Annotated in this window: 17 protein-coding genes; 6 read left to right on the top strand and 11 right to left on the bottom strand. The window is 71.4% G+C overall.

Going from position 1 to position 21,179, the window contains the following annotated elements; translation table 11 throughout:
- Positions 1 to 24: 24 nt before the first annotated feature.
- Positions 25 to 297 carry a hypothetical protein gene (locus tag AB0I54_RS07800; protein WP_363295036.1) on the top strand — a complete coding sequence of 91 codons (273 nt, stop codon included), beginning with the start codon at positions 25 to 27 and terminating at the stop codon, positions 295 to 297.
- Between the two features lie 179 nt (positions 298 to 476).
- Here the strand turns inward: AB0I54_RS07800 and AB0I54_RS07795 are convergent, their stop codons facing one another.
- On the bottom strand, positions 477 to 2,414 hold the full coding sequence (locus AB0I54_RS07795) for a glycogen debranching N-terminal domain-containing protein (protein ID WP_363295035.1): 1,938 nt from the start codon (positions 2,412 to 2,414) through the stop codon (positions 477 to 479).
- Positions 2,411 to 3,859 (bottom strand): hypothetical protein, encoded by a 1,449-nt coding sequence (locus AB0I54_RS07790; protein WP_363295034.1) that lies wholly within the window; start codon positions 3,857 to 3,859, stop codon positions 2,411 to 2,413. Before AB0I54_RS07790 ends, AB0I54_RS07795 begins: the two co-directional genes overlap by 4 nt.
- Positions 3,860 to 3,981: 122 nt before the next feature.
- Between AB0I54_RS07790 and AB0I54_RS07785 the strand changes: the two genes are divergently transcribed.
- Positions 3,982 to 5,202 carry an ROK family protein gene (locus AB0I54_RS07785; protein WP_363295033.1) on the top strand — a complete coding sequence of 407 codons (1,221 nt, stop codon included), beginning with the start codon at positions 3,982 to 3,984 and terminating at the stop codon, positions 5,200 to 5,202.
- A gap of 448 nt (positions 5,203 to 5,650) precedes the next feature.
- Positions 5,651 to 8,371 carry a pyruvate, phosphate dikinase gene (gene ppdK, locus AB0I54_RS07780; RefSeq protein ID WP_363295031.1) on the top strand — a complete coding sequence of 907 codons (2,721 nt, stop codon included), beginning with the start codon at positions 5,651 to 5,653 and terminating at the stop codon, positions 8,369 to 8,371.
- 126 nt (positions 8,372 to 8,497) lie between these two features.
- Here the strand turns inward: ppdK and AB0I54_RS07775 are convergent, their stop codons facing one another.
- Positions 8,498 to 9,040: a DUF4232 domain-containing protein gene (locus AB0I54_RS07775; protein ID WP_363295030.1), complete on the bottom strand. Its 543-nt coding sequence runs from the start codon at positions 9,038 to 9,040 to the stop codon at positions 8,498 to 8,500.
- Positions 9,041 to 9,255: 215 nt separating this feature from the next.
- Between AB0I54_RS07775 and AB0I54_RS07770 the strand changes: the two genes are divergently transcribed.
- Positions 9,256 to 10,182, top strand: coding sequence for an oxidoreductase (locus AB0I54_RS07770; protein WP_363295029.1), 927 nt, complete (start codon positions 9,256 to 9,258; stop codon positions 10,180 to 10,182).
- Between the two features lie 25 nt (positions 10,183 to 10,207).
- On the opposite strand, the gene nirD is transcribed toward AB0I54_RS07770, so the two are convergent.
- The 6 genes from nirD to AB0I54_RS07740 form a co-directional block, all read right to left on the bottom strand.
- On the bottom strand, positions 10,208 to 10,558 hold the full coding sequence (nirD, locus tag AB0I54_RS07765; protein WP_363295028.1) for a nitrite reductase small subunit NirD: 351 nt from the start codon (positions 10,556 to 10,558) through the stop codon (positions 10,208 to 10,210).
- The gene (nirB, locus tag AB0I54_RS07760) at positions 10,555 to 13,164 is read right to left on the bottom strand and encodes a nitrite reductase large subunit NirB (RefSeq protein ID WP_363295027.1); all 2,610 of its coding nucleotides are present in this window, start codon (positions 13,162 to 13,164) and stop codon (positions 10,555 to 10,557) included. The genes nirD and nirB overlap by 4 nt, the downstream gene beginning before the upstream one ends.
- The gene (locus AB0I54_RS07755) at positions 13,164 to 14,384 is read right to left on the bottom strand and encodes an FAD-dependent oxidoreductase (protein WP_363295026.1); all 1,221 of its coding nucleotides are present in this window, start codon (positions 14,382 to 14,384) and stop codon (positions 13,164 to 13,166) included. The genes nirB and AB0I54_RS07755 overlap by 1 nt, the downstream gene beginning before the upstream one ends.
- A 189-nt stretch (positions 14,385 to 14,573) precedes the next feature.
- Positions 14,574 to 15,194, bottom strand: coding sequence for a class F sortase (locus AB0I54_RS07750; RefSeq protein ID WP_363295025.1), 621 nt, complete (start codon positions 15,192 to 15,194; stop codon positions 14,574 to 14,576).
- A gap of 110 nt (positions 15,195 to 15,304) precedes the next feature.
- Positions 15,305 to 15,841, bottom strand: a complete 537-nt coding sequence (locus AB0I54_RS07745; protein ID WP_363295024.1) for a hypothetical protein — start codon at positions 15,839 to 15,841, stop codon at positions 15,305 to 15,307.
- A gap of 289 nt (positions 15,842 to 16,130) precedes the next feature.
- Positions 16,131 to 16,862, bottom strand: coding sequence for a TetR/AcrR family transcriptional regulator C-terminal domain-containing protein (locus tag AB0I54_RS07740; protein WP_363295023.1), 732 nt, complete (start codon positions 16,860 to 16,862; stop codon positions 16,131 to 16,133).
- Between the two features lie 203 nt (positions 16,863 to 17,065).
- Between AB0I54_RS07740 and AB0I54_RS07735 the strand changes: the two genes are divergently transcribed.
- Complete coding sequence (locus AB0I54_RS07735; protein ID WP_363295022.1) at positions 17,066 to 18,562, top strand: MFS transporter; 1,497 nt, start codon at positions 17,066 to 17,068, stop codon at positions 18,560 to 18,562.
- 100 nt (positions 18,563 to 18,662) lie between these two features.
- Here the strand turns inward: AB0I54_RS07735 and AB0I54_RS07730 are convergent, their stop codons facing one another.
- Together AB0I54_RS07730 and AB0I54_RS07725 are read right to left on the bottom strand one after the other, a co-directional pair.
- Entirely contained in the window at positions 18,663 to 18,908 is a 246-nt protein-coding gene (locus AB0I54_RS07730) for a hypothetical protein (RefSeq protein ID WP_363295021.1), read from the bottom strand.
- A gap of 39 nt (positions 18,909 to 18,947) precedes the next feature.
- Positions 18,948 to 20,591, bottom strand: a complete 1,644-nt coding sequence (locus tag AB0I54_RS07725; RefSeq protein WP_363295020.1) for a M4 family metallopeptidase — start codon at positions 20,589 to 20,591, stop codon at positions 18,948 to 18,950.
- 139 nt (positions 20,592 to 20,730) lie between these two features.
- Here AB0I54_RS07725 and AB0I54_RS07720 point away from each other — a divergent pair, with 139 nt between their 5' ends.
- Positions 20,731 to 21,144 (top strand): gamma-glutamylcyclotransferase family protein, encoded by a 414-nt coding sequence (locus AB0I54_RS07720; protein ID WP_363295019.1) that lies wholly within the window; start codon positions 20,731 to 20,733, stop codon positions 21,142 to 21,144.
- Positions 21,145 to 21,179 lie beyond the last annotated feature (35 nt).

Raw genomic sequence — 21,179 nt, 5'->3', positions numbered from 1 at the left:
TCGTCCCGGGGCTTCCCCGCTGCGGTGCCGCTCTTCTCCGCCTCGGCCCTGCTCGCGGCCGCGGCAGCCGTGGGCTCGGCCTCCTCGGTACCGGGGGCCTCGGCTCGCGCCGACCGGGCAGCCCTCGACGCCGCCCTCGGCTCGGTCTCCGCGGTCTTCGCCGTACCGGCGGCTCCCGCCGTGGCGGTGGGAACGACCTCCGTCGTCCCGTCCTCCGGCTCCCTGACCGCGGTCCCCTCTGCGGAGCCGCTGGGTTCCACGGCCGTACTGCCTGACTGGCGCGTGCTCGTGTGCTGAGGCACCCGGAGGTCCTTCCGTGCGAGGCCCGTGACGGAGCGGCGGGCCACGCTGGGGAGGCTGGGCAGGGCCGGGAACGCCCCGGCCCGCCTGGCCCGCCGCCTTTCCGTACGGTTCGCCCTCGGTGCCTGTTCAGGGCCCCGGGCAAACACCCGGCAAACGGCTCGTCAACACTCTTGCTAGGCGCCCCCGACGGCTGTGAGCAGCGCCAACGGGGCTGCGGCGGAACGGGACTCCCGGACGCACGCGTGCGGGTAGGGGACCGGCTCCGCATGGGTGTCGCGGCCGTAGCCGGCGAGGACCTCGGGGAGCCGGTGGCCGGTCGCGGTGGCCGCGTCGACCAGGGCGTGGGCGACCGTGCGGGCCTCGTCGTGCAGGCCGTAGCGGGCCAGGCCCAGGGTGATCAGCGCGTTGTCGTGCGGCCAGACCGAGCCCCGGTGGTACGAGAGGGGGTGGTACGCCGGCTGATCGGACGCCAGGGTGCGTACGCCCCAGCCCGAGAAGAAGTCCGGTTCGACGAGCCGCCGGCCCACCACCTCGCCGTACTCCTTGTCCAGGAGGCCGGACCACAGCAGGTGTCCCGCGTCGGAGGCCAGCGCGTCGACCTGGCGGCCCTCCCCGTCCAGCGCGAGCGCCGGGAAGGAGTGCTCCGGCATCCAGAAGTCCCGCTGGAAGCGGTCGCGCAGGTCGGCGGCGGCCTGTTCGAGCAGGGCCGCATAGGTCTCGTCCTCCCATACGGCGCGCGCCACCGACGCCGTGCGGCGCAGCGCGTCGTACGCGTACCCCTGGGCCCCCGCCGCCATCACCGGGCCGGTCGCGCGGGTGCCGTCGGCCGAGCAGATGGCGCCGGGGGAGTCCTTCCAGTTCTGGTTGGCGAGGCCGCCCCGGTCGGCCCGGTAGACCAGATAGCCGCGCGAGGTCAGCCCGCCGTGGTCCAGCATCCAGCCGACCGCCGCGCGGGCGTGCGGCTCCAGCCGGCGGGCCAGGGCCGAGTCCCCGGTCCGCTCGACGTACGCGCCGAGCAGGATCAGGAACAGCGGGGTCGCGTCGACCGAGCCGTAGTAGCGCCGGAACGGCACCTGCCCGAAGTGTGCCAGCTCCCCGTGCCGCACCTCGTGCACGATCTTGCCGGGCTGGGCCACCGAGGACGTCCCCGTCCGGGTCGCCTGGGTGGCGGCGAGCGCGGGGAGCGTGGCGGCGGCCAGCCGCGGACGGTAGGGCAGGGCGAAGAGGGAGGTGAGCAGGGCGTCCCGGCCGAGGAGGGTCAGGAACCAGGGCGCCCCGGCCGCCGGTACGCGCAGTTCCTCGCCGTCGGGGCCGGTCGCCGGGACCTGGAGCGCGGCGAGGTCGGCGAGGCCGCGGGCACAGGCCGCCGCCAGCTCCGGCCAGCCCGTCGGGAAGGCCACGCCCTCCACGAACTCGCCCTCCAGCGCCAGGAGTTGTTCGTTCACGGCGGCCGGGGAGCGCGGCACGCGCAGCGCGCGCTTCTCGCCGTGCGGGCGGGCGATGATACGCAGCACCAGCTCCGTCGTGCCGTGCGGTTCGAGGTCCAGGGTCCAGACGAGCCGCCGCGCGCCGGTGCCGGTCTCCTCGACGCCGTCCGGGGCCGGGTCGGAGGTGATGGCCGTACAGGAGCGCCACTCACCGCGCCGGTAGCTGAACTCCACGCCGTCGTCGAGGACCTGGCGGGAGCGTACGACGCCGGTCTTGGTGTACGTGCGGTGGTCGGAGCGGAGCTCGAACTGGTCGGCGAAGTCGGCGTCGGCGGTGATGGCCAGGCGCACCGTGGTCGGCACCGGGCGGTTGCTGGTCACCCGCAGCGACTCGACGAACGACGCGTCGCCGACGGCCTGTTCACGGAAGAGGGTGTGCGCGGGCGGCTCCGTGCGGCCACCGCGCGGTACGAGTACACAGCGCGCCCCGTCCCCGTCCGCGACCGGTGTGAGCACCTCGGGCACCGCGCCGTCGATCGTCAGCTGCCAGCGGCTGAGGTGCCGGGCGTCGCGCACGAATAACCCGTCCGGGGAGCTGTTGCCCCGGACGCCGCTGATGTCACCGCGGTCGCCGACGGCGGCGAAGGTCTCGCCGTGCACGAGCAGGTGATGCCGGTCCGTCATCCCCGGTCCCCTCCCTTGTCACTCCTGTGGAACGTTCCGGTGTCCGCCCCGGACACGTCGTGCGCCGGGGTTTTGCCAAGTCCTGGTGGCTCCTGCAGCAGATCCAGCGCGAGGGCGGCGGTCCAGCCGAAGCCGGTCGCGCCGCACGCCTCACCGGTGTACGGGTCGACGTACTCGGCGAAACCGGTCGCGTCGGCCGTCTCCACGAACGCCTCCCGCAGCGCGTCCGCCCTCTCCCGTTCGCCGTGCGTGCGCAGCCCGCGCTCCAGCAGCCAGGCGGTGTTGAACCAGGCCGGGCCGCGCCAGTAGCGGTGCGGGTCGAAGGCCTCGCCGAGGAGGTCGTAGCTGGGCACCAGGCGGGTGCTGTCCCCGAGCCCGAAGTGCGGGCCGCCGAGGGTGGCGAGGAGGGCGGTGACGATCTCGCGCGGCAGCTCGGGCAGGAGCAGCGGGACGAGACCGGACACGCCGCGCTCCGGGATCAGAGCGCCGTCGCGCACGTCCCGGCACAGGAAGATGCCGGCCGCCGGGTCCCACAGCCGCTCCACCAGCGCCGCCGTCAGCCGCTCCGCGCGCGCGTGCCGGGCGGTGCCGGGCGCCCCCAGCTCCTGCGCGATCCGCGCCAGCGCGTGCTCGGAGGCGATGAGCAGCGCGTTGAACGCCGGGTCCTCGACGGCGAACTCGCCCTTCCCGTCGGCGTATCCGGCGTCCCGGTAGTCCGCCGCCAGCCGCACGTACCGCCCGTAGTCCAGATCCGTCGGCCGGTCCTCCGGTGCGCCGTGGTCGAGGTCGGCGCGGCGGAAGGAGCGGGCCGGGGCCGGGGTGATGCGGGACAGCGGGGCGTCCCAGCAGGGGCTGTTGTCCATACCCTGTTCCCAGGGGTGCACGACGGACGCGAGCCCGCCGCCGCCCAGGTCCCGCCGGTGCAGCAGATAGCGGTGCCAGGCGGCCAGCCGCGGGTAGCTGCGGGCCAGGAAGCCGCGGGCCCGCGACAGCCCCGGATCGGCGCAGTGCACCAGCCAGGCTGCGAGCGCGTGCACCGGTGGCTGCACGATGCCCGAGGTCTGTACGGTGCGCGGGGCGCCCGCAGCGCGCCCCGCGGTCGAGGAGCGCCAGAAGTCGGGGCTCGGGAAGTAGGCGTCGAGCGGTACGGAGGGGTTGAACACGATGTGCGGGACGCGCCCGTCGGCCCACTGGGCGGCCAGCAGCGTCTCCAGCTCCGTCTGGGCCCGCAGGGGCGACAGATGCCGCAGCCCGATCGCGATGAACGCGGAGTCCCACGACCACTGGTGCGGATACAGACTGCGCGAGGGCACCGTGGAGGTGCCGGTCCAGTTGTCCGCCAGCACCCGGGCGGCCCTGACGTGCGGCGCATCCGCCGAAAGTGGCGGATCGTATGCAATGGCGCGCTCCGTGGGGCGGGCGGTGAGCTGGGCAGTGCGATCCACTCGGGGCTCCCCGAAAAGACGTCCGGCCGACCAGGTTCGGCTGTGGCTACCGTAGGGTTACGTCTATTTAACACGCAAAACTCAATATGTAATGCAAACTTGAGAAACACAAGGGGGTGCGCATGACCGGACAGCCCGGCAGGACCGGCAGAGGTGGCAGTCAGGCCAGCGCCGGCGATCTGCTCGAACTGGTACGCAGCGGGCGGGCGATCACACGCGGTGCCCTGCAGCAGGCCACCGGGCTGTCCCGGGCCACCGTCGGACAGCGCCTCGACCGGCTGTTCCGGGCCGGTTGGCTGCGCGAGGGAGCCGGCGGCCCGGTCGACTCGCCGCTCGGCGGACGCCCCTCCATCACCCTGGAGTTCGACGACTCCCACGCGGTGGTCCTCGCCGCCGACCTCGACACCCGGCACGCCCGTGCGGCCGTCCTGTCCCTGACCGGCGAGATCCTCGCCGAGCACTCCGGCACGCTGGTCATCGAGGACGGCCCCGAGGTCGTGCTCGGCGAACTCGGCCACTGGTTCGCCGAGTTGCTGGAGAAGGCGGGGCACCGGGCCGACGAGGTGTGCGGGATCGGGCTCGCGGTGCCGGGCCCGGTCGACAGCGAGACCGGCCGGGTCGTACAGCCGCCGATCATGCCGGGCTGGGACGGCTACGACATACGCGGCCGCCTCTCCCGCGCCTTCACCGAGCACACCGGCGCCGCCGCCGTGCCGGTGCTCGTGGACAACGACGCGAACCTCATGGCGTACGGCGAGCAGCGCACCGGACACCCCGGCTGCTCGGCCTTCGTGCTCATCAAGGTGTCGACCGGTATCGGTGCCGGCGTCGTGGTGGACGGCTCGATCTTCCGGGGCGTCGACGGCGGTGCCGGGGACATCGGGCACATACGGGTGGGCGCGGAGGCGCTGTGCCGGTGCGGTTCGTACGGCTGTCTCGCCGCCGTCGCCAGCGGTGGCGCCGTGGCCCGGCGGCTCGCGGAGGCCGGTGTCCCGGCCGCCTCGGGCTCGGACGTACGGGACCTGCTGGCCTCGGGGCACCCGGAGGCTGCCGCGCTCGCCCGGGAGGCCGGGCGCCGGGTCGGGGACGTCCTGGCGACGGTCGTGACCCTGCTCAACCCCGGCGTGCTGATGATCGCCGGAGATCTGGCCGGAACTCCCTTCCTCACCGGTGTCCGGGAACTGCTGTACCAGCGGGCGCTGCCCCGCTCGACGGCCCATCTGGACGTCGTCACCTCGCGGCTCGGGGAGCGGGCCGGGCTGGTCGGCGCGGGTGCGCTGGTCGTGGAGCACCTGTACGCACCTGAGCGGGTGGAGCAGCGGCTGACGGCGCTGGGGGTGTGAGCGCCGCGTTCGGTGTTCCGCGCTCCGCCTCGCACCTCTGTGACGTCCGCGTTTCCGTTCCACGTCACGTCCGCATGGTGAAATCCGGCGCGCTGTGACAGCGTGATTCTCGCCACCCTTGATAAGGGTTGCGCTCAGATGAGCGAATCTTGGGCGACTGCACTTCTCCAAGGGGTGGCACTCGGTGCCACCCCTTGATCGTTCATCGATCGAAAACAGACGTGCCAAGAGGCGCTCATGTGAGCGGAAAACCGCGCCTATGGGCGTGGATGTGTTCAAGAAGTGAAAACATCAGCGTGTCTTCGCTTGCCAAGCTTTGACTTTCGATCCACTGGCGGACGACTGGTTACAGGCGCATGACGCACAAGTAGACGTACCCAGGCGCCTTCGATCTGGGTATGTTCCTCGCCGTCAGGGCAGCCACCGCGGCCTCAAGGAGTCGAGACCCGTGTCGGAAAACAAAGAACCCCACGTAGCGAAGTTCGTTTACGACTTCACCGAGGGAAACAAGGACCTCAAGGACCTCCTGGGCGGCAAGGGTGCCAACCTCGCGGAGATGACCAACCTGGGTCTCCCGGTCCCTCCCGGCTTCACGATCACCACCGAGGCCTGCAAGGTCTACCTGGACAGTGGCTCGGAGCCGGTGGCACTGCGTGACGAGGTGAGTGCGCACCTCGACGCGCTGGAACAGCGGATGGGCAAGAAGCTCGGCCAGGCCGACGACCCGCTGCTCGTGTCGGTCCGCTCGGGTGCGAAGTTCTCCATGCCCGGCATGATGGACACCGTCCTGAACATCGGCCTCTCCGACAAGTCGGTGCAGGGCCTGGCCAAGCAGGCAGGCGACGACCGCTTCGCCTGGGACTCCTACCGCCGCCTCATCCAGATGTTCGGCAAGACGGTTCTCGGCGTCGACGGCGAGCTGTTCGAGGAGGCCCTCGACGGGGCCAAGGCGGCCAAGAAGGTCACGGTCGACACGGACCTGGAGGCGGCCGACCTCAAGAAGCTCGTCACCAAGTTCAAGAAGATCGTCAAGACCGAGGCCGGCCGGGACTTCCCGCAGGACCCGCGCGAGCAGATGGACCTCGCCATCGAGGCGGTCTTCAACTCGTGGAACACCGACCGCGCCAAGCTGTACCGCCGCCAGGAGCGCATCCCGCACGACCTCGGCACGGCCGTCAACGTCTGCTCGATGGTCTTCGGCAACCTGGGCCCCGACTCCGGCACGGGCGTCGCCTTCACCCGTGACCCGGCCTCCGGCCACCAGGGCGTCTACGGCGACTACCTGCAGAACGCGCAGGGCGAGGACGTGGTCGCGGGCATCCGCAACACGGTCCCGCTCGCGGAGCTGGAGCAGATCGACAAGAAGTCGTACGACCAGCTGATGCAGATCATGGAGACCCTGGAGAACCACTACAAGGATCTCTGCGACATCGAGTTCACCATCGAGCGCGGCCAGCTCTGGATGCTCCAGACCCGCGTCGGCAAGCGCACCGCCGGTGCCGCCTTCCGTATCGCGACCCAGCTGGTGGACCAGGGCCTGATCGACGAGACCGAGGCGCTCCAGCGCGTCACCGGCGCCCAGCTGGCCCAGCTGATGTTCCCGCGCTTCGACGACACCGCCAAGACCGAGCAGGTCGGCCGGGGCATCGCGGCCTCGCCGGGCGCGGCGGTCGGCAAGGCGGTCTTCGACTCGTACACCGCCGTCAAGTGGTCCCGCTCGGGCGAGAAGGTCATCCTGGTCCGCCGCGAGACCAACCCCGACGACCTGGACGGCATGATCGCGGCCGAGGGCATCCTCACCTCCCGCGGCGGCAAGACCTCCCACGCGGCCGTCGTCGCGCGCGGCATGGGCAAGACCTGTGTCTGCGGCGCCGAGGAGCTGGAGGTCGACACCAAGCGCCGCCGGATGACGGTGCCCGGCGGTCATGTGGTGGAGGAGGGCGACCTCATCTCCATCGACGGCTCGTCCGGCAAGGTCTACCTGGGCGAGGTCCCGGTGGTCCCCTCCCCGGTCGTCGAGTACTTCGAGGGCCGGATGCACGCGGGCGCCCACGACGCCGACGAACTGGTCGAGGCCGTGCACCGCATCATGGCCTTCGCCGACCGCAAGCGCCGGCTGCGGGTGCGGGCCAACGCGGACAACGCCGAGGACGCGCTGCGCGCCCGTCGCTTCGGCGCGCAGGGCATCGGCCTGTGCCGTACGGAGCACATGTTCCTGGGCGACCGGCGTGAGCTGGTGGAGCGGCTGATCCTGGCCGACACGGAGGAGGAGCGCGAGGAGTCCCTCAAGCAGCTGCTCCCGCTCCAGAAGAAGGACTTCGTCGAGCTGTTCTCGGCGATGGACGGGCTGCCGGTGACGGTGCGTCTCCTCGACCCGCCGCTGCACGAGTTCCTGCCCGACATCACGGAGCTGTCGGTCCGCGTCGCCCTCGCCGAGTCCCGCAAGGACTCCAACGAGAACGACCTGCGACTGCTCCAGGCCGTCCACCGCCTGCACGAGCAGAACCCGATGCTGGGCCTGCGCGGCGTACGCCTCGGCCTGGTCATCCCCGGTCTGTTCACCATGCAGGTCCGGGCGATCGCCGAGGCCGCGGCCGAGCGCAAGAACGCCAAGGGCGACCCGCGCGCGGAGATCATGATCCCGCTCGTCGGCACGGTCCAGGAGCTGGAGATCGTCCGCGAGGAGGCCGACCAGGTCATCGCCGAGGTGGAGGCGGCGACGGGCACGCAGCTCAAGCTCGCCATCGGCACGATGATCGAACTCCCGCGCGCCGCCCTCACGGCCGGCCAGATCGCGGAGGCGGCCGAGTTCTTCTCCTTCGGCACCAACGACCTGACCCAGACGGTGTGGGGCTTCTCCCGCGACGACGTCGAGGCCTCCTTCTTCACGGCGTACCTGGAGAAGGGCATCTTCGGAGTCTCCCCGTTCGAGACGATCGACAAGGACGGCGTCGGCTCCCTGGTGAAGTCGGCGGCCAAGGCGGGCCGCGAGACCCGCCCCGACCTGAAGCTCGGCGTCTGCGGCGAGCACGGCGGCGACCCCGAGTCGGTCCACTTCTTCCACGAGGTGGGTCTGGACTACGTCTCCTGCTCCCCGTTCCGCATCCCGGTGGCCCGTCTCGAGGCCGGCCGCGCGGCGACCGAGTCGACGGGCAGCGACCACCGCTAGGCCTTACGGCCACCAGACCCCGGAGCCGTCGTCGGTCCCCGACCCTCAAGACCGATCGGCGGCGGCTCCGGCGCACGAAAAGGAGGGGCGGCACCCTGTGCGGGGGTGCCGCCCCTTCGTGCATCGTCAGATGGTGCCCTCCGTGTTGATCGGGCCGACCTGGAAGAGGTGGGAGCACGTCGTCCAGTGTGCGGGGACGAGGGTGGAGGTGTACGAGCCCGGCGGGTAGATCCGCAGATAGGTGCCGGTGCGCAGGCAGGGGCCGCCGATGGGGCCGTTGGTGGTGCGGACGATTGCCGACGCGGAGTGGCCCGGGGTGAGCGTGACCGTGCCGTAATGCGAGCCGGAGCGGGTGGCGGCCGGGCCGATCTGCCGGTGTGCGGTGTCGAGGACGCTGACGCCCGGGTAGCCGCGCAGGGCGCACTTGCTCGTACTGGTGTTGGTGAAACGGATGGGCTGGTAGATGGAGCCGGCCGCGGCTCCCGCGCGGTCCAGGGACAGGTACAGATCCTTCACGGCACAGGTGCGCGGACCCGCCGACGCCTGAGCCGTTGTCGTCGTCGTTGCCGTCGCGCTCCCTGCGACGCCCGCGGTCGCGAGCGCCGCCGCGACGGCGGTCAGGGCGGCCGTCAGGCCGCGCCGGGAGAGGAGTCGAGTATGCAGAGACATGGCCAATCCGCCTCCATCGGGCGAATGGGTGGATGCAGGTCATCATGTTGGATGCACCTTCGACGGGAAAAGTTGTAGCGCGCGGCCGGGTGGTTCTGCCCGGGCGCACGGGCCGTGCCGAGTGCGGCCGAGTCGTCGGCGCCCCTAGGCTGAAGCCCTGCGAAGCCCTTGGGTCGGGGGCGGGCCCGGTGTCGAGCGGTTGAGGAGGAGCCCTGATGGCAGGCTGGAACGCGCACGACATCCCCGACCTCGCCGGCCGTACCGCCGTCGTCACCGGTGCCAACAGCGGGCTCGGGTACGTCACCGCGCGGGAGCTCGCCCGTAAGGGGGCCCGGGTGGTGCTCGCGTGCCGGAGCGAGGCGCGGGGGCGGGCGGCGGTGGACCGGGTCCTGGCGGAGGTGCCGGGGGCCGAGGCCCGGTTCGGGCGGCTGGATCTGGGGGACCTGGCGTCGGTGCGGGACTTCGCGGGCGGGCTGTCGTACGACCGTCTCGATCTGCTCGTCGACAACGCCGGGGTGATGGCGCCGCCGTACGGGACCACGGCGGACGGGTTCGAGACCCAGTTCGGGGTCAACCACCTCGGGCACTTCGCTCTCACCGGACTGCTGATGCCCGCGCTGCTCGCCGCGCCCGGCGCTCGCGTGGTGACCGTGTCGAGCATGATGCACGCGCTCGCCAACATCGACATCCGTGATCTCAACAGCGAGCGCCGGTATCGGCGTTGGATCGCCTACGCCCGCTCCAAGACCGCCAACCTGCTCTTCACGCACGAGCTGGCGCGCAGGCTGGCGGCCACCGGTGCGGACGTGGTCGCGGCCGCCGCCCATCCCGGTTACGCCGCCACCAATCTCCAGACCGCGGGCCCCCGGGCCGAGGGACGCCGGGGTGCCGAGCGGCTCATGGAGCTCGGCAACCGCCTCTTCGCCCAGCCGGCGGAGGCGGGCGCCCTGCCCACGCTGTACGCGGCGACCGCCCCCGATGTCCGGCCCGACTCCTTCGTCGGCCCCTCGTTCGCGATGTGGCGCGGCGCCCCGGAGCCGTCCTGGCGGGCGCCGTGGACCCGCGACGACGAAGCGGGGACGCGGCTCTGGGACGCCTCGGAGCGGCTGACGGGCGTGCACTACGACGCGCTCAAGGGGTGACCCCGTTGGGTTGAGCCCCGTTGCGTCAGGCCGCGCGCACCTCGTACGTCTCCACCCGCACCGCCTCGTCGTCCAGGCACTGCCCGGAGGTCAGGTCGAAGCGCTGCTTGAGCAGCGGGGAGGCGACGAACGGGCGGCCCTGGTGGGTGCCGGTCAGGCCGCGGGAGAGGACCGCCGCGCCGCCGAACGGATCGCGGTTGTCGATCGCGTAGACCCGGCCCTCGCGGTCCAGGAAGATCGCGGCCTGGCGCCCGTCGGGCAGCAGCGCCGCGACCCCGCGGCCCGGCGTCAGCGTGGTCAGGTCACAGATGGTCAACCAGTCCTCGTCCAGCCGCAGCCGGATCTTCAGGGCGGTCGTCTCGGGTGCCAGGGTCATCGCTGGGCGCTTCCTTCCAGGGGACGGTGGCCGATGGTCAGCAGGGGGAGGTCGGGCTTCATCTGGTCGCGCTCGGGGACGAAGCCGACGACCGGGTCGGGGGTGTCGGGCGCGTTCACGAAGGACACGAACCGGGCGAGCTTCTCGGGGTCGTTGATGGTGGTCGCCCACTCGTCGGCGTAGTGCGCCACATGGTCCTTCATCAGGGACTCCAGCTCCTCGCAGATGCCGAGGGAGTCCTCCACGACCACGTCACGCACATGGTCCAGGCCGCCCGGGATCCGCTCCAGCCAGGTCGAGGTGCGCTCCAGACGGTCCGCGGTGCGGATGTAGAACATCAGGAAACGGTCGATCAGGCGGATCAGTTCGGCGTCCGACAGATCCTGGGCCAGCAGGTCCGCGTGGCGCGGAGTGGCGCCGCCGTTGCCGCCGACGTACAGGTTCCAGCCGTTGGAGGTGGCGATGACGCCGAAGTCCTTCGACTGGGCCTCCGCGCACTCGCGGGCGCAGCCGGAGACCGCCGACTTGAGCTTGTGGGGCGACCTGAGTCCCCGGTAGCGCAGCTCCAGGTCGATCGCCATGCGCACGGAGTCCTGGACGCCGTAGCGGCACCAGGTCTGGCCCACACAGGACTTCACCGTGCGCAGTGCCTTGCCGTACGCGTGCCCGGACTCGAAGCCGGCATCCACCAACCGTGTCCAGATCAACGGGAGTTGCTCGACGCGTGCGCCGAACATGTCGATCCGCTGACCGCCCGTGATCTTTGTGTAGAGGCCGAAGTCGCGGGCGATCTCCCCGATCACGATGAGCCCCTCCGGGGTGATCTCACCGCCGGGAATGCGCGGGACGACCGAATACGAGCCGTTCTTCTGGAGGTTGGCGAGAAAGTGGTCGTTGCTGTCCTGCAGCGCCGCCTGCTCGCCGTCCAGGACATAGCCGCTCGCGCCGATCGTCGGGGCGAGGGACGCGATGATCGACCCCACCGCCGGCTTGCAGACCTCGCAGCCGTCACCGCCCCGGGCGCCCTCACGGCCGTAGCGGTCCAGGAGGTCCCGGTAGGTGTTGATGCGCAGCGCGAGGACGATCTCGTACAGCTCCTCGCGGGTCTGGGAGAAGCAGCCGCACAGGCCCTTGTCGACCTCGACGCCGCTCGCCTCCAGCTCGGCGGTGACCAGCTGGCCGAGCACCTTGACGCAACTGCCGCAGCCTGTACCGGCCTTGGTGCACTTCTTCACCTCGGGCACGGTGGTGCAGGAGTGCTCGGTCACCGCGCCGCGGATCGTGCCCTTGGACACGTTGTGGCAGGAGCAGACGACCGCCTCGTCGGGCAGGGCGGAGGGGCCGAGCTGCGCCGGGGCGCCCGCGCCGGCGGGCAGCACCAGTGACTCCGGAGAGACGGGCGGGACGGAGCCGGTGAAGGCGCGCAGCGTGCCGTACGCCTCCGCGTCACCGACCAGGATGCCGCCGAGCAGCGTGCCGTCCCGGCCGATGACCAGCTTCTTGTACAGGCCCGCGCGGGAGTCGGAGTAGACGACGTCCAGGCAGTCCTCGGCCGTGCCGTGCGCGTCGCCGAACGACGCCACGTCGACACCGAGGAGCTTGAGCTTGGTGGACAGGTCGGCGCCCGTGAACGCCGCCTCGTCCTTCGCGATGGTCGCCGCGGCCGTCTCCGCCTGCTCGTAACCCGGCGCCACCAGGCCGTACACCCGGCCGTCCGCCGCAAGCGCGCACTCGCCGATCGCGAACACATGCGGGTCGGTGACCGTACGGCACTGCTCGTCGACGGAGATGCCACCGCGCTCGCCGACCGTGAGGCCGCAGTCCCGGGCCAGTTGGTCGCGGGGGCGCACACCGGCGCTGAACACCACCATGTCGGTGGCCAGTTCGGAACCGTCCGACAGCTTCATGCCGGTCACGGCGCCGTCGGGGCCGACGATGACCTCCTGCGTGCCCACGCCGGTGTGCACGGCCAGGCCCATGTCCTCGATCGTGCGCAGCAGCGCCGCGCCACCGCCCTCGTCCACCTGCACCGGCATCAGGCGCGGCGCGAACTCCACGATGTGGCTGGTCAGTCCGAGGCCCTTCAGCGCGCCCGCGGCCTCCAGACCGAGCAGGCCGCCACCGACCACCGCACCCGTCGTCGCCCGCGACCCGGCGTACTCTTCGATCGCCAGCAGGTCTTCGATGGTCCGGTAGACGAAGCAGCCCTCGGCGTCCTTGCCCGGGACCGGCGGTACGAAGGGGTAGGAGCCGGTGGCCAGCACGAGGGTGTCGTACTCGACGACCAGACCCGAGCGTGCGGTCACCCTGCGCGCCTCACGGTCGACCGTCTCCGCCGGGTCGCCCACGTGCAGCTCGATGCCGTGGTCCTCGATGAACCGCATGTCGGTCATGGACAGTTCGTCGGGGGTCCGGCCCGAGAAGTACGACGTGAGCTGCACCCGGTCGTACGCCGGACGCGGCTCCTCGCACAGCACGACCACGCGGTGCGTGGCGGTCAGGCCGCGCTCGGCCAGCGCTTCGAGGAAGCGCTGGCCGACCATGCCATGGCCGACGAGCACGATCGTGGGGTGGGACCGGTCCCCACCGAGTGCGGTCGTGGACATCAGGAGCCTCCATCGTTGGTGAGCAGGTGGAGCAAGGGGCCGCCGTCGGACGGGAGCGGCTCTGCTCCCTCCCAGGCACGGGCGAGCGCGCCGACAGTGCCGAGTTCGCCGACGAGGACCCCGCCGACCAGGCGGTCGTCGCGGACGACGACCTTGCGGTACGTGCCCCGGGTGGCGTCCGTGAGCTGGACGACGTCGTCGCCGGGGCGGGGCTCGGTCTCGCCGAACGCGGCGAGGTCGAAGGGGGAGTGCGGCCCGGTCAGGGTGAGCCGGGTCAGGGAACGGGTGCCGGTGTAGCGGGAGTCGGCCCTCCCAGCCAGCAACTCGGCCAGTACGTCGGCCTGTTCGAGCGCCGGTGCCGCCAGGCCGTAGACCGTGCCGTCGTGCTGGGCGCAGTCGCCGATGGCGTGGATGTACGGGTCGGACGTACGGAGTTCGTCGTCGACGACGATGCCCTTGTGGACGGCGAGTCCCGCGTCCTGGGCCAGGCCGGCGCGCGGATGGATGCCGCAGGCGAGGACCACCAGGTCGGCGTCGAGCGCGTACCCGTCGGCCATCTCCACCGAACGGACCGCGCCGCCCACACAGCGCACGTCCCGCACCCGGCACTCGGTGTGCACCTCGACGCCCAGGTCCTTCAGGTGCCGCAGCACGAGCTTCGAGGCGTTCGGGTCGAGCTGGCGTTCCATGAGCCGCTCGGCCTGCTGGGCGAGGACCACCTGGGCGCCGCGCACGGCGAGCGCGCGGGCCGCGGACACACCGAGCAGCCCGCCGCCGATGACGACCGCCCGCACGCCCGGCCGCACTGCCTTGGACAGGCCCAGACAGTCGTCCATGGTACGGAACGCGTGCACGCCCTCGGGGAGTTCGTGCCCGCCCGCACTGAACAGACCGCGCAGGGGCGGAAGCACCGGGTTGGAGCCGGTGGCCAGGACCAGCCGGTCGTATGCGATCACCGAGCCGTCCGCGCACTCGACGGTGCGCCGGGCGCGGTCGATGCCGGTGACCCGGGCGCGGGTCAGCTCGGCGGGTGCCGGGAGGGCGATCACCTCCGGGCTGTACCGGCCGGCCAGCACCTCGGCGAGCAGGACCCGGTTGTACGGGCGGTGCTCCTCCTCGCCGACGAGCAGCGCGGGCGTGCCGAGCTCACCGAGCCGGCGGGCGAGACGTACGCCCGCGAGGCCGGCGCCGATCACCACCACACGCGTATTCGAGGTCATGCAACGCAGCGTGCGGTGCCGACGTTACCCGGCAGCATCACCGTTGTTTCCCGCGAGGAACGCTGCCCTCAGCGGGAGCGGCGACGGGGTGTGAGGGTGCTGGGGGCGGGCCGGTGCGGGCTGTGAGGCGGGCGCGACCGAGTCTGCCCGGCAGCTCAGCCGCTCACGGCAGCTCAGCCGCTCGGTGGCTCAGCGGCTCCCGGTCAGGTGCGCGAACACGACCACGTTCGCCTGGTAGCCGGTGGCCTTCGAGTAGGTGCCGCCGCAGGTGATCACCCGTAGCTCGGGACGCTCGGCCGCGCCGTACACCTTCTCGTCGGGGAAGTTCCGCGCCTGGTAGACCTCGACCGCGTCCACCGTGAACACCGCGACACCGCCGTCGCGCCGGTCCACCTCGATGGTGGCACCTCGCTTGAGGGCACCGAGGTCGTAGAAGACGGCCGGTCCCTCGGTGTTGTCGACGTGCCCCGCGACGATCGCGGTGCCTCTCTCGCCGGGGGTGGTGCCGGACTCGTACCAGCCGGCGAGGTTCTTCTGCCCGGCCGGCGGGACGTCGAGGCTGCCGGACTTCGTCAGGGCGAGACCCATCAGCGGTGCGTTCACACGGATGGCGGGGATGCGGATGCGGGTGGGCGGTGAGGGCGGCAGCGCCGCGGACGCGAGCCGCTCCTCGGCGGGGTCCGGGCGGCCTTCCGCGACGGACGGCTGGGGCGGGGCGTGCGTGCCGGCGCCGCCTCCCAGCAGGAACACACCGGAGCCAAGGGCGACCACGGTGACGGCGGCTATGGCGGTGTCGCCGATCCTGCGCATGCGAACCCCTCTCCCGGAACTGACCCCCTCCCCCTCCGGGCCGCGAGGGGCGTCGGACCCGGAGGGGGCGGGACTTGCGGTACCGGCGGACGGACAGCGGAGGGTGTCCGTCAGATCCCGTCGCCTCTCGCCCGGCGATGCAGGAGCCAGGTACCGCCCGCGGCGGCGACGGCCAGAGCCGCCACGCCCGCCGCGGTCTGCACGGGGTCGGGGCCCAACGCGCCGCCGACCCCCGTCTTCACACTTCCGCGCGGCTGCGCCCCTTCGCGCGCCGTGCTCAGCGCCACCATCAGGTCGCCCGCCACCTGCCGACCGCCCACGGCGCACCGCGCGACGATCTCGTACGTCCCCGGCTGTGCGCTCGGCGGCACCCGGAACTGGCCGATCGCATCGCCCTCGTGCGCGCTGGGCGCCAGCATGAACGCGCCGGCGCCCACCGCGCTCGCGTCACCGGCCGCCGTCCCCTTGTCGCCGCACGCCTTCGTGTTCACCGTCACCTGACCGCCGGGCACCACCGTGGAGGGGTACACCTCCAGGCTCTCGGCCACCGAAGACACCCGGACGCCACCGTGGGCGGGGGCGGCGGCGAGCCCCGCCGCGGCGACGGCGAGCGCGGTACCGGTCAGCATGCGGGCGGTGCGGCGCATGGTGCTCCCTCGAGTTCACGGGGGCACGCCCGCGGCACCCCCATGTGCCGCCGAGTCGGTCGCGTCCCTGCTCTTCCGAGGTAAGTGGGAGTCGGTCGAGCCCGCTTCCTGACAAAGCGTCAGAAATAGGATGAACGGGTGTCCACGGTCGGGTGCGCAAATGCTGCCAGGAGGGCGTTCCGGCAGGTCATGGGCGTGGGCGGGGCCGCCGTGGAAGAGAACACGAACGGCTCGGGCGGCGGGGGTGAACGGGTGACCGGGACGCGCGGGGCCGCCTGGGGCGGCGCGGCTAGTCGGACAGCTTCATCGCCAGGCCGTCGAGCACGATCTCCAGGGCGTACGCGAACTTGTCGTCGCGGACCGCGGCCGGGTCCGTGGTCGCCGCGACGGCGTCGGTGTAGGCGCCGGAGAGATGGTCGTGGCCGGCCGCGGCCTGCTGGGCGGCGGGCAGCAGCCGGTTGATGAACTCGGCCTCGGTCTCCCCGGAGCGGGCGACCGTGGTGAGCCAGGCGGCCTCCGTGCTGCTCATGCCGATCGTGTACGACAGCACGGCGTCGATCGCCCCGCTGGGCTCGGGGAAGCCGATCGCCGTGAACAGCGCGGCGAGCCGCTCGGTGAAGGCCATCAGGTTGGGGCCGAGATAGGCGAGGCCGGCCTGGCCGAGGACCGAGGACAGCCAGGGGTGCCGCAGGGCGGTGGCGCGGAAGGAGGCCGCGGCCTCGGTGACCGCGGCCCGCCAGTCCGGGCTGTCGGAGGGCGGTACGTGGATCTCGGCGGCGACCTCGTCCACGGCCAGCTCCATCAGCTCGTCCTTGGTGGCGACGTGCCGGTAGAGGGAGGTCGCGCCCGCGTTCAGGCGGGCGCCGAGCTTGCGCATGCTGAGCGCCTCGATGCCCTCCGCGTCGAGCATGGCGATCGCCTCGCGGACGATCACGGCCCGGCTGAGCGTGGGCTGGTCGGGCTCGGACTGCTGCCGGGCCCAGACGGAGGGGATCGGGTTCGGCTTCGCCTTGGCTGCCATGGCGCTCCTCGGGGTGCTCAGGGGCGGGTGTGCGTTCCTGCGTACGACGTGCGCAACCAGCGTACAGCGGACGGGGTTGCGCACACTGTTCCGGTCTGCGTACAGTGTTCGCATCGCTAGGAACAGTGTTCGCAGCACAGGAACAGTGTGCGCAGTCTGGTCGGTCTGTGCGCGGACGGTGAAGCCCGAAAGGAAGAACCCCGATGGAAACCCGCAACCCACGTCGCTGGTGGATCCTCGTCGTGCTGTGCCTGAGCACGCTGGTCCTGGTGGTCGACAGCATGGCGCTGACCGTCGCGGTGCCCGCGATGACCGAGGACCTCGGCGCGAGCGCCCAGGACGTCCAGTGGATCCTCGACTCCTACGTCCTGGTCTTCGCCGGTCTGCTGCTCACCTCGGGCAGCCTCGGTGACCGCTTCGGCCGCCGTAGGGTGATGCTGATCGGCCTGCTGCTGTTCGGCGCGGCCTCACTGGCCGGCTCGTTCGCCGCCGACCCCGGACAGGTCGTCGCCGTGCGGGTGGCGATGGGGGTCGGCGGGGCGCTGATCATGCCGTCCACCCTCTCCATCCTCATCACGGTCTTCGACGAGGAGGAGCGCGGCAGGGCGATGGCGGCATGGGGCTCGGTGTCGATGCTCGGCCTGGTCGGCAGCCCGGTGCTGGGCGGTGTCCTGGTCGACCACTTCTCCTGGCACTCGATCTTCTTCCTCAACGTCCCCGTGGTCGTCCTGGCCGTCCTCGCCGGTGTGACCCTGATGCCGGAGTCGAAGGCGCCCTGGCAGAAGGCCGATCCGCTGGGTGCGGTGCTGTCCGCGGCCGGGATGACCGCGCTCGTCTGGTGGATCATCGAGATCCCGCAGCACGGCGCGTTCGAGGGCCGTTCCCTGATCAGCCTGACCGTCGCGGTCCTCGCCCTCGCGGCCTTCGTGATCTGGGAGAACGTGACCTCCTCCCCGATGGTCCCGCTGGTCCTCTTCAAGCACCGCAACTTCAGCGGAGGTTCGCTCTCCCTGGCCCTGGTCCAGATCGGCAACGGCGGTCTGCTGCTGGTCCTCACCCAGTACCTGCAGTTCGTCCTCGGCTACTCGGCCATCAAGGCGGGCCTGGCCTTCCTGCCACTGGCCGTGACCGCGATCGTCGGCAACGCGGCGGGTGTGAAGCTGGCCGCGAAGATCGGCAACCGCTTGGTGATCCTGACCGGCATGCTGATCATGGTGGCCTGCTTCGCCCTGCTCACCACCGTCGACGCCGGCTCCGGCTTCACCGTCCCGGCGATCGCCCTGGGGCTCCTCGGCCTCGGTGCCGGTGCGGCCATGCCGGCGGCGGTCGGCGCGCTGATGGCCACCATCCCGGCGGACAAGGCGGGCGTCGGCTCGGCCCTGAACGACACCGTCCAGCAGGCCGGCACCGCCCTCGGCATCGCGATCCTCGGCTCGCTGCTCTCCAGCGGCTACACGGACCGGATGCCCGCGGACGCCCCCGACCAGGCCCGCCACTCCATCGCCGGAGCCGTCGCCGCGGCCCACCCGGCCCTCCTCCGTTCGGCCCGGGAGGCCTTCACCTCCTCGATGTCCACCACCTTCACCCTCAGCGCCCTCGGCGTCCTCGCCGCGGCGGTCCTGGCCACGGTGGTGATGCGGGACGACAAGCAGGAACAGCCCGCCGAGTCCCCGAACGAGCAGGCGGAACTGGCCGCCTGACCCCACCCCACACAAGAAGGCCGGTGCCCCGACGGGCACCGGCCTTCTCGTGGTGTTGCGGCAGTTCCACCACAGTGACTTCGCCGCGTACGTTCCTGTGTCAGCCGATCTTCTTCGCCGCCGCCTTCGCTTCCGCCTTCGCCTGCAGCGCGAGCGCCTTCGGGGACTCACCGTAGAACCACCACGTGTACCAGGTGATCCCGGCGAAGAGCGCGGCGACGCCGGTCGCCCACGGCGCCAGCCCGGCCGGTGAAGCACCCCGGCTCGCCCAGTACACGACGAGCACGGAGGTGATCGCAGCCCCTCTGGCGGCGGATGCCAGGGTGCGCTTCAGACGGTTCGACATGGCGCGCACTGTAACAGCGGAAACCCGGTCTTCATCAGGTCAGTTCACGTTGACCGCGCTCCACGCCGCCGCCACCGCGTTGTACTCCGTGCTGCCCGCGCCGTAGAGGTCCTTGGCCGCGTTCAGGGTGGCCGTGCGGGCGGCCTTGTAGTTGGTGGAGGACGTCATGTAGACCGTCAGCGCCCGGTACCAGATCTTGCCGAGCTTGTCGCGGCCGATGCCGGTCACCGTCGAGCCGTTGTACGTGGGCGAGTTGTAGCTGACGCCGTTGATGACCTTCGCGCCGCTGCCCTCCGCGAGGAGGTAGGCGAAGTGGTTGGCGACGCCGGACGAGTAGTGGACGTCGAGGTTGCCGACCGAGGAGCTCCAGTAGTCCGCGGAGTTGCCGTCCTTGGACGGCTGGTCCATGAAGCGCAGGGCGGGCTTGCCGAAGCCGGGGCGGACGATCTCCTCGCCGATGAGGTAGTCGCCCTGGTCGGAGGGGTTGTTGGCGTACCACTCGACGAGGGTGCCCATGATGTCGGAGGTGGCCTCGTTCAGGCCGCCGGACTCGCCCGAGTAGGTCAGCGCCGCCGTCTTGGACGTCACGCCGTGCGACATCTCGTGGCCCGCGACGTCCAGCGCCACCAGCGGACCGAAGACCGAGCCGTCACCGTCGCCGTACGTCATGCAGAAGCAACTGTCGTCCCAGAAGGCGTTGTTGTAGTTGTTGCCGTAGTGGACGCGGTTGTACGAGCCCTTGCCGTCGCCCGCGATGCCATTGCGGCCGTGGACGTTCTTGTAGTAGTCCCAGGTCTCGTTGGTGCCGTACTGCGCGTCCACCGCCGCCGAGGAGCGGTCGGTGTTCGCCCCCGTGCCCCAGTGGTTGTCGGCGTCCGTGAACAGCGTCGCGGGGGCGCGGACGAAGCAGATGCCGAAGATGCACAGGTCGGTCTTGTTGGCGGCGTCGCCGGTGTACGTGTTGCCGCGGGTCGGGTCCTTGAGCTGGTACGTCGACCCCGACTGCGTCGTCTCCAGCGGCACCGTGCCGCTGTACAGCGACTGACCGTCGCCCGTCGCCGTCTCGATGCTGTCCCAGGCGTCGATCTGGGCGCCGGTGCGGGCGTCGGTGAGGACCGTGCGGGCCACCGGGTTGCCGAGCGAGTCCAGGCCGACCGCGTTGGTGCGCCAGGCCAGCTTCGGGGCGCCGTGCAGCGCGTCGACGACCAGCTCCGGCTTGGCCTTGACGCGCTTCAGGGTGTCGCCGAGGTTCGCCGCGCGCAGCGCGTTCACCGCGAGGTCGGCGGCCTTGGGGGCGGACAGCTTCGGGGTGATCGAGGAGAGGGAAATATGGCTCCGCGTGGCGCGGTTCGCGTTGCGGAACGTGCCGTTCGGGGCCAGGTGGACCACGAAGTCACCGCCGAGAACGGGCAGTTGACGGTAGGTGCGGTCGTAGCGGACGTGCTGGGTGCCGTCCTTGTCGACGATCACGTCCCGGACGCTGGTGTCCTGTGTGGAGGTCAGGCCCAGGCTGGTGGCGTGCTGTACGAGTGCCGAGGCCGCGTTCTCGATCGCGGTGGCCCGGGTCGGTCTGCCGTCGGCGTGGGCGGCGGGGGAGAGAGCGGCGGCCAGCAGGGTCGCCGTGGTGACGGCTATGCCGGCCGTGGTGAGACGGGATCCTCGGATGTGCCGTGTCCGACTCATCGGTCTCCTTGGGAAGGCGCCTCGAAGGCGTGGGGGTGGCGCTGATGTCGACAGACGATTTAAAGGGCCATGACATGTCATGTCCATAGCGCCTTCAAGGAGATGTGTGAGGGGTCGGAGGGGATGCAGAATCGTTCCTGTGACCCTTCCGTTCTTCGTCTACGGCACGCTCCGCCCTGGCGAGCCCAACCACGACCTGTTCCTTCGCGGCCGTACGCGCTCCGAGGAGCCCGGCCGGCTGACGGACGCGGTGCTGTACGACGGCCCCGGATATCCCTACGCCGTCGAGGAACCCGGGGGAGTCGTCAGCGGGGAACTCGTCGCCGCGCTGCCCGAGGCGTACCCCGAACTGCTCGCCGAACTCGACCGGCTGGAGGAGTACGTTCCGGGCGACCCGCGCAGCCTTTACGAACGGGTCGACCGGAATGTCGTACGCGGCGACGGCACCACCGTGCGCGCCTGGGTGTACGTGGCCGCGCCGCACGTCGCCGCCCTCCTGCGCGCACGCGGCACGCGCATCGCGGGCGGCGACTGGCTGAACCGGGTCCACTGAGGGCAAACCCCGTCCCTTGTACGGGTATCGCCCCT

Source organism: Streptomyces sp. NPDC050625, from assembly GCF_040654755.1.
Taxonomy (GTDB): domain Bacteria; phylum Actinomycetota; class Actinomycetes; order Streptomycetales; family Streptomycetaceae; genus Streptomyces.
This window is presented reverse-complemented; position numbering and strand designations above follow the sequence as displayed.